We start from the raw sequence: 16,391 nt of genomic DNA, 5'->3' as shown, positions 1-16,391 counted from the left end.
CTTGAGTATGCCCGATCGGAGCGCTGCCGTCACGGAGTGCACGGCGGGCCCGGCGGTCCTGGTTATGGTCCGAACCTCTGACCCAACTGGTCCGGTCCGTCCGGGGGATCCGCCCGGCGCCGCACCGTCCGGTCGGGCCGGTGGGGCGGGGAGCCGGGTGAGCTCTCCGCCCCGTACGCCGTCAGTGGATTCCCAGCTCCTTCAGGACGCGGCTCTGTGCCGCCGTCGGAACGGCGGGGAAGTAGACATAGCAGACCCCGCCCGTGCCTCCCCTGACCCGGCCGGTGGCGTCGTAGCGCTTCGTGCGGAGCCAGATGTTCTCCCACTCACGCCGCCGGTAGACACGGCGTACGGCCTCGTTGGACGGCGACGCGGGGTCGTTCGCGACCACGTCGCCTTCGGCGGTGAAGCCGATCACCGTCATCAGGTGGCCCGAGGTCCCGTAGCCCGCTCCGGTCAGCTCCTCCTTGATGAAGGACTGCGACGTGATGACCGGGATGCCGGCGCCGATCAGCTTCTCCAGGTCCGTCAGCGAGCCCAGCCGGGTGACCACGGCGCTCATGTCCTTGTACGTGGCGGCGTAAGCGGCGTTGAAGGGCCAGTTGCCGCAGCCCTCGTACTGGTAGTCGAACGTGTACCGGGCCGCGTGACAGACCTGCGGGTCCGCGATCTCCGGCCTGACCCAGGCCAGGTCCTCGGCCGTGGGCCTGCGTCCCCAGTACTCGATGATCATCTGCGAGGAGGTGGGGCTGCACCACGCCTCGCCCCCGTTGTCGTACTCCGGGTACTCCCCCACGTGGACGTTCTGCGAGTAGCGCGGCACCGCCAGTTCACGGGCGAGCCCGGGCGCGGTGGCGGGGACCGTGAAGCGGTCCGGGATGTCGGAGGCCATGGCGCCGATCCGCCGGACCGTGGGCGTGAGGCTGGTCCCGGGCGCGCGGTGGAGGGTGAGGCGCAGCCGGTAGGAGACCAGCCGGAGCCCGCTCGCGGCGTCGTCGACGGAGAACGTGTCGGTCCAGATCGAGCTCTTGCCGTCGCTCTGGTCGTCGACGGAGGTGCGGCGGATGTCGCCGTCGCCCGCCGCCCAGCGGCCCATCACGTACCAGGGGGTGTCGGTGCCGTCGGAGTAACTGCCGAGCAGTTCGATCTGGATCCACGTGCCCGCGGGCGCGTCGGCGTTCCAGGAGGCGATCACTTCGGTGGCCGGGACCTTGGAGCGGTGGACCGGCGAGGTCCACGTCGCGTACTCCCAGGAGCTGGTCGTCCCGGTGTGCGGGTCCGTGTAGTCACGGAGCCCGGTGGGGGCGGAGATCACGAGCCCCGGCCTGCGGCCCGCGACCACGCGGGTGCCCGATCCGGAGCCGCAGCGCCAGTCGGTGTAGGTGTTCCAGAAGCGGTTGTCCACCTGCGGCGCCGCCGCGGTGGGGGCGACGGGGCCGGGGACAGCGGCCGTCGCGGGCCCGGCTGAGGTCACCGCGCCGCCGGCCGCCGCTGCCGCGAGCGCGGCGGTCAGCACGGTTCTGCGCGAAGTCGGTCTGGTCATGGGCGAGACCCCCGGTCGTGAGCGGAATGGGGCTGCGGGTGCCGATCGGTGGGGCAACTATCGCGGGTCGCGGCACCGTTCGGCCAGCGATTCCGCTCGCGCCGCCGGACCAATATTGGTCTGGTCCACTGGCGTGACCTGCGGCCGCTCCGGCCGGGCTCGTAGGATGGGCGGATGAACGACCTCGCTGAGCACGCCCGCGCCCTGCGGGCCCTGCCCCCGTCCTGCGGCCCGGTGCGGCTGATCGCGGTCGACGGACATGCCGGTTCGGGCAAGAGCACGTTCGCGGCCCGGCTCTCGGCGGCGCTCGACGACGCGCCGGTACTGCACCTGGACGACCTCGCGACCCACGACGAGCTCTTCGCGTGGACGGACAGACTGCGCGAGCAGGTGCTCCTCCCGCTCTCGCGCGGCGAGCGCGCGCTCTACGCGCCGTACGACTGGACGGGGCGGCGCTTCGGCCCCGCGCGGACACTGGAGCCCGCGCCCGTGGTGCTGTTGGAAGGCGTGGGATCGGGGCGGCGGGAGGTACGGCCGCTGCTCGCGGGGCTCCTGTGGATGGAGCTGGCGAGCGGCCCGTCCTGGGAACGCGGCCGGCACCGCGACGGCCCCGAGCTCAGGGAGTTCTGGGACGGCTGGACGGCCGCCGAGGAACGGCATTTCGCCGACGACCCCTCGCGGCCCTTCGCCGATGCGCTGATACGGCAGTTGCCGGTGGGATACGAGTGGTTGAAGGGACCCCGGGCCACCACAGGGGTGAACCTTTTCATCACTCACGGTGAAGGCGTGGCGCCGTCCCCCTGAGCGGTCCGGAATCGGTCCGGAAGTGCCTCAACTCGGCTTGACCGAGGGGCCGTACAGGTCCTACGTTCTCAATGTGCGGCTTTTCGGAGCCCCCGTAGACGCGAAGCCCCCGGTTGTTCCCCCGTGACCGGGGGCTTCGTTCTGCGCTCACACCCTCTTCCGGCGACCCCGCACAGAGCTTTTTACTCACCCACAGTCACGGCCAGCCGTCGGCCACACCCGCAGCCGCCTGCTGCCTTCGCGGGTACGATGCACTGCGGTGCGGTCAATTCCCGTCCCCGGCACGGTGATTCGACGTGCCCAGGTGGGCATGCTGTGCGGGCGGGACATCCTGGGGGCACGGTTTGTGGGGGACCTGATGGACATCGGCACGCAGGGCGCTCAGGCCCCCGCCGACCTAGCCTGGCTGCGCGGCGTCGACGCCTACACCATGGGCGCGTACCCGCAGGCCGAGGAGGAGTTCAGAACCGCGGTGCGCTTCGATCCCGGCATGGCGGACGGCTGGCTCGGCCTCCATGCCCTGCGGGTCGACACGACCACGGCGCTGCTGCGCATGTACCGCCATCGCGAACGCTTCGGCGAACAGCGCGCCCGGCATCGCCGCACCCTGAACTCCTGGTACTGGCTGGGCTGGTGGGTGCAGCCCGTACTGGAGAGTCCGCGCGACCTGCTGCTCGCGCACGCCTCCCACTGGCTCGACGGCCGGCACGTGCCCGAGCTCGACCGGGCCCTGGCCGGGCTGCCGCCGGTCGACGCGGACCCGCAGGTACGGTTCCTGCACGCCTGCCGCTCGTACCTGGTCAAGGACTGGGAGCAGCTCGTACGCAACACCGAACAGCTCGTCGAGGACCCGCTGCTCGGCATCGAGGCGGGGCTGTTCGGGGGCATGGCCCGGGTGCGTCTGGAGATGTACGGGCAGGCCGAACCGCTGCTCTCGGCCGCCCTGATGCGCTGCCGCAGTGAGCAGCCGCAGCGCAAGGAGCTGCGCTACTGGCTGGCAAGGGCCCACGAGGGTACGGGGCGCAGCGCCGCTGCCCTGCCCCTCTACCGGGCGGTGCACCGGGTCGACCCGGCGTTCATGGACACCTCGGCCCGGCTCGCCGCGATCTCCGAAGGCGACGGCTACGACGATTCGGCCGACCTGGCCTCCGTGGCGCTGACCGGCTTCGGCTCGGACGGTGCGGGAACGGAGACGCAGATCGACGGTGACGCGCTGCTGGGCACCGATCTGGTGGACGGCCGGGAGCCGTGGCTCGGCGGCGATCCGCAGGGCCTGGCCGGGACCGTCGCGCCGCCGCCGGTGGACGGGGTGCGGGAGAAGTCGCCCGTGGGCGGCCGGTCGGGGCCCCCGGTCTTCCCGGCGGGACCCAGCGACCCGGCACTCCTCGCCGAGGCACTGGCCGAGCTGGAGCGGATGGTCGGCCTCGAACCGGTGAAGCGCCAGGTCAAGGCCCTGTCCGCCCAGCTGAACATGGCGCGTCTGCGCGCCGAGCAGGGGCTGCCCGTCCAGCCGCCCAAGCGGCACTTCGTCTTCTCCGGCCCCTCCGGAACCGGCAAGACGACGGTCGCCCGCATTCTGGGCCGGGTCTTCTACGCGCTGGGTCTGCTCGGCGGTGACCATCTGGTGGAGGCCCAACGGGCCGATCTGGTCGGTGAGTTCCTCGGCCAGACCGCGGTCAAGGCGAACGAGTTGATCGATTCGGCGCTCGGCGGGGTGCTCTTCGTCGACGAGGCGTACAGCCTCTCCAACTCCGGTTACAGCAAGGGTGACGCGTACGGGGACGAGGCGCTGCAGGTCCTCCTCAAGCGGGCCGAGGACAACCGGGACCATCTCGTGGTGATCCTCGCGGGCTACCCGGAGGGCATGGACCGGCTGCTCGCCACGAATCCCGGACTCTCGTCGCGGTTCACCAGCCGCGTCGACTTCCCCAGCTACCGCCCGCTGGAGCTGACCGCGATCGGCGGGGTGCTGGCCACGGAGAACGGGGACGTGTGGGACGAGGAGTCCCTGGAGGAGCTGCGCAGCATCAGCGGGCACGTCGTGGCCCAGGGGTGGATCGACGAACTGGGCAACGGCCGGTTCCTGCGGACCCTGTACGAGAAGAGCTGCGCCTACCGTGATCTGCGTCTTTCCGGGTACGCGGCGGTGCCCACCCGGGACGATCTCGCTACCTTGCGGCTGCCGGATCTCATGCAGGCGTACGGCGAGGTGCTGTCCGGGCGGGGGCCGGTGAACCGGGGGCCTCAGGAGCCGGGGGCGGTGTGACGGGGTGCGCGCCGGCGCGCCGGGGCGTCCTCTTCCGCCGGACGGGTTTGATGTGCCCGCCCGGCGAAAGGGGTACGGCGCCGCTCGCCGCTTGAGGTGTTCTCCCCCGTGTCAGGGGCGGCCCGCCATTGCCCTGGGTTCCTTCCGGTCCGTCGGGACGTCCACCAGGCGGCGTGGCACCGAGACCCGGTGGGCCGGGTCCCGGACTTCGCCGACCAGCATCTCCAGGACGTCCTCCATGGCGACGAGGCCGAGTACCCGGCCCGAGGCGTCGGCGACCTGCGCCAGGTGCGTCGCGGCCCGGCGCATCACGGTCAGGGCGTCGTCGAGCGGGAGTTCCGCGCGTACCGTCGCCATCGGGCGCCAGATCTGCTGCGGGACGGCGCGTTCGACGTCCTCCAGGTCCAGGACGTCCTTGACGTGGAGATAACCCATGAACGGGCCGCCGCCCTCCGCGCAGACCGGAAAGCGCGAATAGCCGGTCCGTACGGTCAGTTCCTCCAGCCGGCGCGGGGTGACCGAGGGGTCGACCGTCACCAGGGAGCCCCGGTCGAGCAGCACATCGGTGACGGGCCTGCTGCCCATCTCCAGCGCGTCCTCCAGACGCTCCTGCGCTGCCGGTTCCAGCAGCCCGGCCTGCCCGGAGTCCTCGACGAGCCGGTTGAGCTGCTCGCTGGTGAACACCGCCTCGACCTCGTCCTTGGGCTCGACCTTGAAGAGCCGCAGGACGAGGCGCGCGCAGACGCCCAGGGCGGCGGTGACCGGGCGGCAGAGCCGGGCGAAGCCGACGAGGCCGGGGCTGAGCCACAGCGCGGTCTTCTCGGGGGCGGCCATCGCCAGGTTCTTCGGGACCATTTCGCCGATGACGAGATGGAGGAAGACGACGAGGGCCAGGGCCAGCGCGTATCCGAGGGGGTGGATGAGTCCTTCGGGGACGTGCGTCGCGTGGAAGACCGGCTCCACAAGACGGGCGACGGTCGGTTCGGCGACGGCTCCGAGGGTGAGTGAGCAGAGGGTGATGCCGAACTGGGCGGCCGCCATCATCTGCGGCAGGTTCTCCAGTCCGTACAGCACCTGCTTGGCCCGGCTCGAACCGCTCGCCGCGAGCGGTTCGACCTGACTGCGGCGTACGGAGACGAGCGCGAACTCGGCGCCGACGAAGAACCCGTTCGCGAGCACGAGCAGCGCGGCGAACAGCAGCTGGACGAGACTCATCGCACGGCCTCCAGCCGGCTGTGGGCGAACGCTTCGGCGGACTGTCCCGGCGCCTCGGCCAGACGCACGAAGCGGACCTGTTCGGCCCGGTAGTGGCCGACCTGGCGGACGGCGATCCGCCAGCCGGGGAGCTCGGCACGGTCACCGGGGGCGGGGATGCGCCCCAGCAGGCCGGCGACCAGACCGGCCACGGTCTCGTACGGCCCGTCGGGCACGTCGAGACCGATCCGGCGCAGGGTGAGGACCCGGCAGCTGCCTTCGACGTCCCAGGCGGGGCGTCCGTCCTCGGCGACGGCGGGTACGAATTCGGGCCGGTCGGAGCCGACGGCGTCGTGCTCGTCCCTGACCTCGCCGACGAGTTCCTCGATGATGTCCTCGAGGGTGACGACACCGGCGGTCCCGCCGTACTCGTCGACCACCACGGCGATCGGCTGCTCGTTGCGCAGCCGGTGCAGCAACTGCTCCACTGGGAGCGTCTCGGGTACCAGGAGCGGCGGTACGGCGATCCGGCCCGCGGGCGTGCGCAGCCGGTCGCGGGCGGGGACCGCGAGGGCGTCCTTGAGGTGGACCATGCCGACGACCTCGTCGATGCGCTCCCGGTAGACGGGGAAGCGGGAGAGGCCGGTGGCGCGGGTGAGGTTGAGGACGTCCGCGGCGGTCGCCGAGGACTGGAGGGCGCTGACCTTCACCCGGGGGGTCATGACGTGCTGCGTCGTGAGTCCGGCGAGCGACAGGGTGCGTACGAAGAGGTCGGCGGTGTCCTGTTCCAGGGTGCCCGCCTCCGCGGAGTGCTGAGCCAGCGAGACCAGTTCGCCCGGGGTGCGGGCGGAGGCCAGTTCGTCGGTGGGCTCGACACCCAGCAGACGTACGAGCCGGTTGGCGACGGTGTTGAGCGCGGTGATCACCGGCCGGAAGACCGTGGCGAAGCGGTGCTGGGGACCGGCGACGAACCGGGCGACCTGGAGCGGCCGTGAGACCGCCCAGTTCTTCGGTACGAGTTCGCCGATCACCATCTGCACGGCGGCGGCCAGCAGCATGCCGATCACCATGCCCACCCCGGGTACGACCCCGGCGGGCAGTCCCGTTGCGGTGAGCGGTCCGGCGAGCAGCTGGGCGAGTGCCGGTTCGGCGAGCATGCCGACGACCAGCGAGGTGATGGTGATGCCCAGCTGGGTGCCGGAGAGCTGGAAGGAGAGTTCACGCAGGGCGGCGACGACGGTACGGGCCCGCCGGTCGCCTTCGGCGGCGGCGCGTTCGGCGTCCGGCCGCTCCACCGTGACGAGCCCGAATTCGGCCGCCACGAAGAATCCGTTGGCGAGGATGAGAAGGAATGCCGCGGCGAGCAGCAGCAGGGGGGTGGTCATACCGCCGCCTCCGGGGAGAGCGTGGACTCAGGCTCTGCTGGGGCGGCGCAGGTACTACCGGACGATCCGTCCATTGCTGGAGGGAGTCACTCCTTGGGTCGCAGGAAAGCCCCGCCGGCCTCGTGGACCTCTCGTGCGGGGCGGGGCGCACAGGGCGCCGCCGCCCTCAAGAGTAGTCAAGAAGGGGCCGTACGGGGCAGGGGGCTCAGCCGTTCTCCGTACCGGCGTCCGCTCCGGTGCCGTGGGATTCGGCGAGGGCGCGGAGCGTACGGGTGTCTCGGATGGCCTGTGCCTTGGCGATTCCGGGCTGGATGCCGAGGGCTGGCAGGCTGGTGCCGTCGCTGAGGTCGAGGAAGACCCAGGGGTCTCCGACCCGCAGGTTGACGCGGAGGATCTCCGCCCACGCCAGCCTGCGGGTGCGGGTGAGGTTGACGACGGTGACCCCGGCCTCGTCGGCGACTACCTTGGGCCGGCTGAGCAGGGCGAGGACGCCGAAGAAGAGCAGCGCCACGAAGACGAAGCTGGTCCGCTCCGCCGCGCTCAGCTTCTCCAGCGCCAGGGCGACGACGGTGATGACGACGAACATCGCCAGACCGACGGTCAGCAGGACCACCCGGGTGAGGGTGGGCCTGAAGGTGACCGGAAGGGCGGGCAGTTCGGGCCGGGGCGCGGGGGCGGTCATCAGGTTCTCTGTCTTCCGGTGTTCGGTGGTTCCCCGGCCGTCAGAGGCGGCAGGCGTGGATGGCCGTGGTGAGGATGGCGCGGGCACCCAGTTCGTACAGGTCGTCCATGATCCGCTGGGCTTCCTTGGCCGCGACCATGGAACGGACGGCGACCCAGCCCTCGTGGTGCAGCGGGGAGATGGTCGGCGACTCCAGCCCCGGAGTGAGGGCCACGGCGCGCTCCAGGTGCTCGACGCGGCAGTCGTAGTCCATCATCACGTAGCTGCGGGCGACCAGGACGCCCTGGAGACGGCGGAGGAACTGCTGGACCTTGGGGTCGTCGTCGGGGGCGCCGGTGCGGCGGATGACGACGGCTTCCGACGTCATGATCGGCTCGCCGATGACTTCGAGTCCGGCGTTGCGCAGGCTGGTGCCCGTCTCCACGACGTCGGCGATGACCTGGGCGACGCCCAGCTCGACGGCGGTCTCGACCGCGCCGTCGAGGTGGACGACGGAGGCGTTGACGCCGGCTTCGGCGAGGTGCTTGGCGACGATGCCCTCGTAGGACGTGGCGATCGTCATGCCGTCGAAGTCCTGCGGGCCCTCGGCCGTGCCGGGCTTCGTGGCGTAGCGGAACGTGGAGCGGGCGAAGCCGAGCTGGAGGATCTCCTCGGAGTCGGCGCCGGAGTCCAGGAGCAGGTCCCGGCCGGTGATGCCGATGTCGAGGCGGCCGGAGCTGACGTAGATCGCGATGTCGCGCGGTCGCAGGTAGAAGAACTCGACCTCGTTCTCCGGGTCGACCAGGACGAGTTCTTTCGACTCCTTGCGCTGCTGGTAGCCGGCCTCATGGAGCATCGCCATCGCAGGCCCGGAGAGTGCACCCTTGTTGGGGACGGCGATGCGCAGCATGAGGTCAGGTTTCCTTTGTGCGAAGGGGTGTTCTGCGGGCGTGCGGTGCGGGACGGTGCGTCGGCTCAGAGGTGGGCGTAGACGTCGTCGAGGGAGATTCCGCGGGCGACCATCATCACCTGGACGTGGTACAGCAGCTGCGAGATCTCCTCGGCGGCGGCCTCTTTGCCCTCGTATTCGGCGGCCATCCAGACTTCGGCGGCCTCCTCGACGACCTTCTTGCCGATGGCATGCACTCCCTTGTCCACCAGCTCGGCGGTGCGGGAGGTGGTGGGGTCGCCGTTGGCGGCCTTGAGCTGCAGCTCGGCGAAGAGCTCTTCGAAGGTTTTGTTCGCCATGATGGTCCTTAGAATACGGGGTCCAATGAGACGGGCGCGCAGCGCCTCGGTCGAGGGTGGCGGCGGGCGACGGGCGACGGGCGGGAACTCAGCGCCAGGGTTCGCTGACGGTGCGCAGCGTCGCGGCGGTCGCGACGGCGGCGGTCACCGCTTCGTGGCCCTTGTCCTCGTTGGACCCTTCGAGGCCGGCCCGGTCGAGCGCCTGCTCCTCGGTGTCACAGGTGAGGACGCCGAAACCGACCGGGACCCCGGTGTCGACGGTGACCTGGGTGAGGCCCATGGTGACGCCCTGGGACACGTACTCGAAGTGGGGGGTGCCACCGCGGATGATCACGCCGAGGGCGACGATCGCGTCGTAACCGCGGCCGGCCAGGACCTTCGCGACGACCGGGAGCTCGAAGCTGCCGGGGACGCGGAGCAGCGTCGGCTCGTCGATGCCGAGGTCGTGCAGGGCGCGCAGCGCGCCGTCGACGAGGCCGTCCATGACCTTCTCGTGCCACTGGGCCGCGATCACCGCGACCCGCAGGTCACCGCAGTTGCGTACGGACAGTTCGGGTGCGCCCTTGCCGCTCATGTCTTTCTCTCCTGCTCGTTCCGTGATCGTTACTGGTTGCCGCAGGTCGACGCGGGGATCGCGTCGAGCCAGGGCAGGTCGTGCCCCATCCGGTCGCGCTTGGTGCGCAGGTACCGCAGATTGTGTTCGCCGGCCTGGACGGGCATGGGCTCGCGGCCGGTCACCGCCAGACCGTGGCGCAGGACCGCCGCGGTCTTGTCGGGGTTGTTCGTCATCAGCCGCACGCTGTGGACGCCGAGGTCGAGGAGCATGCGGGCACCCGCGGCGTAGTCCCGGGCGTCGGCGGGCAGGCCGAGTTCGAGGTTGGCGTCCAGGGTGTCGACGCCCTGTTCCTGGAGCTCGTACGCGCGCAGCTTGGAGAGCAGGCCGATCCCCCGGCCCTCGTGGCCGCGCAGATAGATGACGATGCCGCGGCCCTCCTGCGTGATGCGCTCCATGGAGGCGTGCAGCTGGGGGCCGCAGTCGCAGCGCTGGGACTGGAAGATGTCGCCGGTCAGGCACTCGGAGTGGACCCTGACCAGGACGTCGTCGCCGTCGCCGATGTCACCGTGGACGAGGGCCACGTGCTCGACGCCGTCGATGATCGAGCGGTAGCCGTACGCGGTGAACTCGCCGAACGCGGTCGGCAGCCGGACCTCGGCCTCGCGGCGGACCGTCGGCTCGGAGCTCCGTCGGTAGGCGATCAGGTCCTCGATGGAGATGATCGTGAGGCCGTGCTTGCGTGCGAAGGGGACCAGCTCGGGCAGGCGCAGCATCACGCCGTCCTCGCCCGCGATCTCCACGATGGCGCCCGCGGGCCGCAGCCCGGCGAGACGGGCCAGGTCGACGGCGGCCTCGGTGTGGCCGTTGCGGACCAGGACACCGCCGGAGCGGGCACGGAGCGGGAAGATGTGGCCGGGGCGCACGAAGTCGCCGGGGCCCGCCTCACCGGCCGCCAGCATGCGGAGCGTGGTGGCGCGGTCGGCTGCGGAGATGCCCGTGGTCACGCCGTACGCGGCGGACGCGTCCACGGAGACGGTGAAGGCCGTCTTCATGGATTCGGTGTTGTGGTCGACCATCTGCGGCAGTTCGAGCCGTTCCAGCTCGCTGCTCTCCATGGGTGCGCAGATCAGGCCGCGGCACTCGCTCATCATGAAGGCGATGATCTCCGGGGTGGCCTTCTCCGCGGCGATGACGAGGTCGCCCTCGTTCTCGCGGTTCTCGTCGTCGACGACCACGACGGGGCGTCCGGCGGCGATGTCGCGAATGGCCTGCTCGACGGGGTCGAGGGAGAGGTCGACGACGTGGGGCCCGTGTTCCGGGTGCAACCAGGTGGGCTGGGCAGTCATGCCGTGGCTCCTTCCAGAGCGGGTGTCCGCGTACGCAGCCACCAGTCGCGCATGCCCCACAGGACGAGGGCGCCGTATACGACGTAGATGAGACCGGAGAAGGCGAGACCGCTGTGGAAGTTCAGCGGTACGCCGACCAGGTCGACGAGCAGCCAGGCGAACCAGAACTCGACCATGCCGCGCGCCTGGGCGAGCATCGCGACGAGGGTTCCGGCGAATATGTACGCGTCGGCCCACGGGCTCCAGGAGAGCGAGGGGAACGCGGTGAAGAGTCCGCCCACGGCGAGCGTGCCGAGTGCGGCGCCGCCGATGAGCCAGCCGCGCTCGCGCCAGGTGGCGAAGCGGACCGCGATCGAGCCGTCCTGCGCCTGCTGCCTGCCGCGGGTCCACTGCTGCCACCCCCAGACGGCGACGGCGACGACGATCACTTGCTTGCCGACACTGCCGGCCTGCTGGACGGAGACGTTGGCGGCGATGAGCACGAGGCCGGAGAGGAGCTGGGCGGGCCAGGTCCAGACGGAGCGGAGCCAGCCCAGCGTCAGGGCGATCAGACCGATGGTGTTGCCGATCAGGTCGGACCAGATGATGTGCTGGCCGAAGGCGGTGAACGCCTCCGAGTTCAGCCAGGTCAGGGCACTCACTTCACCGGCTCCTCGGGCTCCTGGGCCGCGCGGTCGCCGAGCAGGCGCTCGACGTACTTGGCGATGACGTCCACCTCCAGGTTGACCGGGTCGCCGGGCTGCTTGAGGCCGAGCGTGGTCAGGGCGAGGGTGGTGGGGATGAGGCTGATGGTGAAGTAGTCGGGCCCGGCCTCGACGACGGTCAGGCTCACGCCGTCGACGGTGATCGAGCCCTTCTCCACCACGTACCGGGTCAGGTCCCGCGGCAGCGAGATCCTGACGATCTCCCAGTTCTCCGAGACCTCACGGTCGACGATGCGGCCCGTGCCGTCGACGTGCCCCTGGGCGATGTGCCCGCCGAGCCTGCCGCCGAGGGCCATGGGCCGCTCCAGGTTGACCCGGGAGCCGACGGCCAGGGCGCCGAGGCTGGAGCGGTTCAGGGTTTCCGCCATCACGTCGGCGGTGAACTCGTGCTCGCCGAGGTCCACGACGGTGAGGCAGACGCCGTTGACGGCGATCGAGTCGCCGTGTTTGGCACCTTCGGTGACGACGGGACCACGCAGCCGGAAGCGGGAGGCGTCGTCCAGCTCCTCGACGGCGGTGACCTCACCCAGTTCTTCGACAATTCCGGTGAACACTCAGTTTCCCTTCCGAGCAGGAACGGGGACGGCGGTGATGCGCAGATCGGGGCCGATGCGTTCGGTCTCGGTCACATCGAGGCGCAACGCCCGGGAGATGGTGGAGATTCCGGCGTCGGCGAGGGCTGCGGGGCCCGCGCCGAGGAGGACCGGGGCGAGATAGCCGACGACCTTGTCGACCGTTCCCGCGGCGACGAAGGCACCGGCCAGGGTCGGGCCTCCTTCGAGGAGTACGGAGCGGATGTCACGGGCGTACAGGGCGCCGAGCAGGGCCTCGATGTCGAGACCGGTGCCGGCGGCGGAGCGGGGCAGCCGGAGCACGGCCTCTGCGGGGAGGTGGGCCGTGTCGGCGTCCTCGGCGACGGCGATCAGGGTGGGAGCGGTGCCGTCGAGAACGCGGGCGCCGGGCCGTACGGCGGTGGCACCGGTGTCGACGACCACTCTGAGCGGCTGGTGCGCGCCGTCGATGCCGCGCACGCCGAGCTGCGGGTCGTCGGTGCGCGCGGTGCCGGAGCCGACGATCACGGCGTCGGCCTCGGCGCGCAGCCGGTGGACGTCGGCGCGGGCTTCGGGAGAGGTGATCCAGCGGCTGGTGGCGTCCGCGGCCGCGATCCGGCCGTCGAGGGTGGCCGCGTACTTCCACAGGACGTACGGACGGCCGAGGCGTACGGAGGTGAGCCAGGCGGCGTTGCCCGCCTCGGCCTCGTCGGCGAGCAGCCCCTGCACGGTCTCGATCCCGGCTGCGCGGAGGGTGTCCGCGCCGCCGGTGGCCTGCGGGTTCGGGTCCCCGACCGCGTAGACGACCCGGCTCACCCCGGCCTCGGCCAGCGCCTGGGCGCAGGGTCCGGTCCTGCCGGTGTGGTTGCAGGGTTCCAGGGTCACATAGGCGGTGCCGCCACGGGCGCGCCCGCCGGCTGCGCGCAGGGCGTGGATCTCGGCGTGGGGGCCGCCGGCCCGCTGGTGGAAGCCTTCGCCTGCCGGTGCCCCGGCCGCGTCGAGAACGACGCATCCGACGACCGGGTTGGGACTGGTGGAGCCGAGACCGCGGGCTGCGAGCGTGATGGCTCGCCGCATGGCGGTGATGTCGGCTGCGGTGTCCACCGGGTCCTCCTGCCTCTTCGGGCACGGACTCCGGGGCCTGTCGATGACGACAGATGAAGCGGAACGCAACAGGGGAACGCCAAAACCGAAGACACGGATGCACGTGTCCCGGGAGATCCCGGATGCATCCGCCGACGGCGGCGTACCTGTAGACGCCCGCCGCGCACTGCCTCCCATCCGGACTTTAACCGTCGGTCCAGGAATCTCACCTGGTCAACCGGCCGCTGGATGCGGACGGGTCGCGGACTATAACCGCCGGTTCGGAATTACACCGACCCCGGAGTGCGCTGCTGCTGGTACAGGACCAGTCTGCCACGGTCGCTCGCCGGCCATACGGGCGAGTACCTGTGGGGTAACTCACAGGATCCTGCGGGAGGGGTACGCACCGGGACAGTCGGGGCGGATGGTCCAGACCTATTGACTCACTGGTCTAGTCCTCTTAATCTCTGCGTCACCTCCGAGGTTCGGTCCGGGTGTGCGCACGCCCGGACCCCAACACGACCCACCCCCCTTGTCAGTTGTGTTCTGCCGACCTCCCCAGGAGGAACGACAAATGCTGTCCCCCACTCGTGCGAGAGCCACCCTGCTCGCAGCCTGCGCGGCCGTCGCCGGGCTGCTCGTGGGCGGCCTCGCCGCCACTCCGTCGGCCGCCGCCGACCAGGAGTCCTGTCGCCCGGACGGGCTGTACGAAACCCCCGGCGTGGACGTCCCGTACTGCTCGGTCTACGACAGTGACGGCCGCGAGAAGATGGGCGCCGACCACCAGCGGCGCGTCATCGGCTACTTCACCAGCTGGCGCACCGGCAAGGACGGCAAGGCCGCCTACCTCGCGTCCGACATCCCGTGGGACAAGGTCACCCATCTGAATTACGCGTTCGCGCACATCGACGGCCAGAACAAGATCTCCGTCGGTTCCGACAGCCCGCAGAACGCCTCCACCGGGATGACCTGGCCGGGCGTCGCGGGAGCCGAGATGGACCCCGCACTCCCCTACAAGGGCCATTTCAATCTGCTCGGCAAGTTCAAGAAGCAGCACCCCGACGTGAAGACCCTGGTGTCGGTGGGCGGCTGGGCCGAGACCGGCGGGTACTTCGGCGACAACGGCGACCGGGTGAACTCCGGCGGCTTCTACTCGATGGCGACCAACGCCGACGGCTCCGTCAACCAGGCCGGCATCAACACCTTCGCCGACTCGACCGTCGCCTTCATCAAGAAGTACGGCTTCAACGGCGTCGACATCGACTACGAGTACCCGACCACGATGAAGGACGCGGGCAACCCGCTGGACCACACCCTCGCCAACGCGCGCAGGGCCGGTCTCGTCAAGGGCTACGCCGCGCTGATGAAGACGCTGCGCGAGAAGCTCGACCGGGCCGCGGCGGCCGACGGCAAGCACTATCTGCTGACCGTGGCGGCGCCGTCCTCCGGCTACCTGCTGCGCGGCATGGAGACCTTCCAGGTCCAGAAGTACCTGGACTACGTCAACATCATGTCCTACGACCTGCACGGCGCCTGGAACGAGTACGTCGGACCCAACGCCTCGCTCTTCGACGACGGCAAGGACGCCGAACTCGCCCAGGGCGGCGTGTACTCGACCTCGCAGTACGGCGGGGTCGGCTACCTCAACACCGACTGGGCCTACCACTACTTCCGCGGTTCGATGCCGGCCGGCCGTATCAACATCGGTCTGCCGTACTACACCCGCGGCTTCAAGAACGTGCAGGGCGGTACGGACGGACTCTGGGGCAGGGCCGCCACGACCGAGTGCCCGGCCGGGGCCGGTCTGACCAAGTGCGGTGACGGGGCCGTCGGCATCGACAACCTCTGGCACGACCTGGACACCAACGGCAAGGAATCACCCGCCGGTTCCAACCCGATGTGGCACGCGAAGAACCTGGAGAAGGGCGTGGTGGGCGACTACGTCACCCAGTACGGATTCCCCGCCGGCACGAAGCTGACCGGCAGCTACGCCCGTAAGTACGACTCGACGCTGGTCGCACCGTGGCTGTGGAACGCCGAGAAGAAGGTCTTCCTCTCCACCGAGGACGAGCAGTCCGTCGCAGCCAAGGCGGACTACGTCGTCGACCGGGGCATCGGCGGCACGATGATCTGGGAGCTCGCGGGCGACTACGCGTTCAACTCCGCCAAGGGGCAGTACGAGCCCGGGTCCACGCTCACGTCGGCGATGTACGAGAAGTTCAAGTCGGCCACCCCGTACGGCGCCAAGCGGTCCACGATCGACCTGCCGGCCGAGGCGCTGGACATCGACGTGGCCTTCGAGCAGTTCCCGCTCGGTGACTCCAACTACCCCATCGGCCCGAAGCTGAAGATCACCAACAACACGAGGACCACGCTGCCCGGCGGTACGGAGTTCCGGTTCGACTACGCCACATCGGCGCCCGCCAACGCCAAGGACCAGTCCGGCTTCGGCACGACGATCATCCGCAGCGACCACACAGCCGCGAACAACATCGGCGGGCTCAAGGGCGACTACAACCGCGTCTCGCTGAAGCTCCCGGCCTGGCAGACCCTGGCCCCCGGGGCCTCGGTGCAGCTCGACTTCGTCTACTACCTGCCGACCTCGACGCCGTCGAACTGGACGGTGACCTTCGGCGGGACCTCGTACTCCCTCGCCGGTGACCTGGCACGCGGCACGACGGTGGTCGAACCCGGCACGGGCACCAGCCCGTCGCCCGGCCCGTCCACGACCCCGACGCCGGGTCCGTCCACCACCCCTCCCCCGGGCGGCGGTTGCTCCGCCGCGGCCTGGAGCGCGACCGCCGAGTACGGCTCGGGCGCGACCGTCAGCCACGCCTCCCACCAGTGGAAGGCCAAGTGGTGGACGAAGGGGGAAACGCCCGGCACCACCGGTGAATGGGGTGTCTGGCAGGACCTCGGGGCCTGCTGAAGCCAGCCCCGGCCGCCGTGGGGGGGGCCGGGACGGCCCCCAGACCGAACCCGCCGAAGGCGGCCCCGCACCCAGGAGCCGCGGGCCCCCCCCGGGGCACCCGCCGCAAGGGCGGCGCCGC

Annotated in this window: 14 protein-coding genes and 1 riboswitch; of the genes, 3 read left to right on the top strand and 11 right to left on the bottom strand. The window is 70.6% G+C overall.

The window, feature by feature from the left end:
- Positions 1 to 181: 181 nt before the first annotated feature.
- The gene (locus ACFWSK_RS21535) at positions 182 to 1,543 is read right to left on the bottom strand and encodes a peptidase C39 family protein (RefSeq protein ID WP_383788548.1); all 1,362 of its coding nucleotides are present in this window, start codon (positions 1,541 to 1,543) and stop codon (positions 182 to 184) included.
- Between the two features lie 174 nt (positions 1,544 to 1,717).
- On the opposite strand from ACFWSK_RS21535, the gene ACFWSK_RS21530 reads away from it, so the two are divergent.
- Together ACFWSK_RS21530 and ACFWSK_RS21525 are read left to right on the top strand one after the other, a co-directional pair.
- Positions 1,718 to 2,347: a uridine kinase gene (locus ACFWSK_RS21530; RefSeq protein WP_383788545.1), complete on the top strand. Its 630-nt coding sequence runs from the start codon at positions 1,718 to 1,720 to the stop codon at positions 2,345 to 2,347.
- A gap of 310 nt (positions 2,348 to 2,657) precedes the next feature.
- Positions 2,658 to 4,613 carry an AAA family ATPase gene (locus ACFWSK_RS21525; RefSeq protein WP_383788640.1) on the top strand — a complete coding sequence of 652 codons (1,956 nt, stop codon included), beginning with the start codon at positions 2,658 to 2,660 and terminating at the stop codon, positions 4,611 to 4,613.
- A gap of 111 nt (positions 4,614 to 4,724) precedes the next feature.
- Here the strand turns inward: ACFWSK_RS21525 and ACFWSK_RS21520 are convergent, their stop codons facing one another.
- From ACFWSK_RS21520 to ribD, 10 genes are all read right to left on the bottom strand, one after another.
- The gene (locus ACFWSK_RS21520; protein ID WP_383788542.1) at positions 4,725 to 5,828 is read right to left on the bottom strand and encodes a hemolysin family protein; all 1,104 of its coding nucleotides are present in this window, start codon (positions 5,826 to 5,828) and stop codon (positions 4,725 to 4,727) included.
- Positions 5,825 to 7,192, bottom strand: a complete 1,368-nt coding sequence (locus ACFWSK_RS21515; RefSeq protein ID WP_383788539.1) for a hemolysin family protein — start codon at positions 7,190 to 7,192, stop codon at positions 5,825 to 5,827. The genes ACFWSK_RS21520 and ACFWSK_RS21515 overlap by 4 nt, the downstream gene beginning before the upstream one ends.
- A gap of 205 nt (positions 7,193 to 7,397) precedes the next feature.
- On the bottom strand, positions 7,398 to 7,874 hold the full coding sequence (locus tag ACFWSK_RS21510; protein ID WP_383788536.1) for a PH domain-containing protein: 477 nt from the start codon (positions 7,872 to 7,874) through the stop codon (positions 7,398 to 7,400).
- Positions 7,875 to 7,914: 40 nt separating this feature from the next.
- Positions 7,915 to 8,763 (bottom strand): ATP phosphoribosyltransferase, encoded by an 849-nt coding sequence (hisG, locus tag ACFWSK_RS21505; protein WP_383788534.1) that lies wholly within the window; start codon positions 8,761 to 8,763, stop codon positions 7,915 to 7,917.
- A 65-nt stretch (positions 8,764 to 8,828) separates the two neighbouring features.
- The gene (locus ACFWSK_RS21500) at positions 8,829 to 9,101 is read right to left on the bottom strand and encodes a phosphoribosyl-ATP diphosphatase (RefSeq protein WP_173311201.1); all 273 of its coding nucleotides are present in this window, start codon (positions 9,099 to 9,101) and stop codon (positions 8,829 to 8,831) included.
- Between the two features lie 88 nt (positions 9,102 to 9,189).
- Positions 9,190 to 9,675 carry a 6,7-dimethyl-8-ribityllumazine synthase gene (ribH, locus tag ACFWSK_RS21495; RefSeq protein WP_185301951.1) on the bottom strand — a complete coding sequence of 162 codons (486 nt, stop codon included), beginning with the start codon at positions 9,673 to 9,675 and terminating at the stop codon, positions 9,190 to 9,192.
- A gap of 29 nt (positions 9,676 to 9,704) precedes the next feature.
- A complete protein-coding gene (locus tag ACFWSK_RS21490) occupies positions 9,705 to 11,003 on the bottom strand; it encodes a bifunctional 3,4-dihydroxy-2-butanone-4-phosphate synthase/GTP cyclohydrolase II (RefSeq protein WP_383788531.1) in 1,299 nt (432 codons plus the stop codon).
- Positions 11,000 to 11,644: a nicotinamide riboside transporter PnuC gene (locus ACFWSK_RS21485; RefSeq protein WP_383788528.1), complete on the bottom strand. Its 645-nt coding sequence runs from the start codon at positions 11,642 to 11,644 to the stop codon at positions 11,000 to 11,002. Before ACFWSK_RS21485 ends, ACFWSK_RS21490 begins: the two co-directional genes overlap by 4 nt.
- Positions 11,641 to 12,261, bottom strand: a complete 621-nt coding sequence (locus ACFWSK_RS21480) for a riboflavin synthase (RefSeq protein ID WP_383788525.1) — start codon at positions 12,259 to 12,261, stop codon at positions 11,641 to 11,643. The genes ACFWSK_RS21485 and ACFWSK_RS21480 overlap by 4 nt, the downstream gene beginning before the upstream one ends.
- Entirely contained in the window at positions 12,262 to 13,362 is a 1,101-nt protein-coding gene (ribD, locus tag ACFWSK_RS21475) for a bifunctional diaminohydroxyphosphoribosylaminopyrimidine deaminase/5-amino-6-(5-phosphoribosylamino)uracil reductase RibD (protein WP_383788522.1), read from the bottom strand.
- A 159-nt stretch (positions 13,363 to 13,521) separates the two neighbouring features.
- Positions 13,522 to 13,652: riboswitch (FMN riboswitch) on the bottom strand.
- Between the two features lie 263 nt (positions 13,653 to 13,915).
- On the opposite strand from ribD, the gene ACFWSK_RS21470 reads away from it, so the two are divergent.
- Positions 13,916 to 16,270, top strand: coding sequence for a chitinase C-terminal domain-containing protein (locus ACFWSK_RS21470; protein ID WP_383788519.1), 2,355 nt, complete (start codon positions 13,916 to 13,918; stop codon positions 16,268 to 16,270).
- The last annotated feature ends 121 nt before the right edge of the window (positions 16,271 to 16,391 follow it).

Origin of the sequence: Streptomyces sp. NPDC058620 (assembly GCF_042717135.1) — a bacterium.
Taxonomy (GTDB): Bacteria; Actinomycetota; Actinomycetes; order Streptomycetales; family Streptomycetaceae; genus Streptomyces.
The sequence above is the reverse complement of the archived record's forward strand: the minus strand, read 5'-3'. Positions and strand labels throughout refer to the sequence as shown.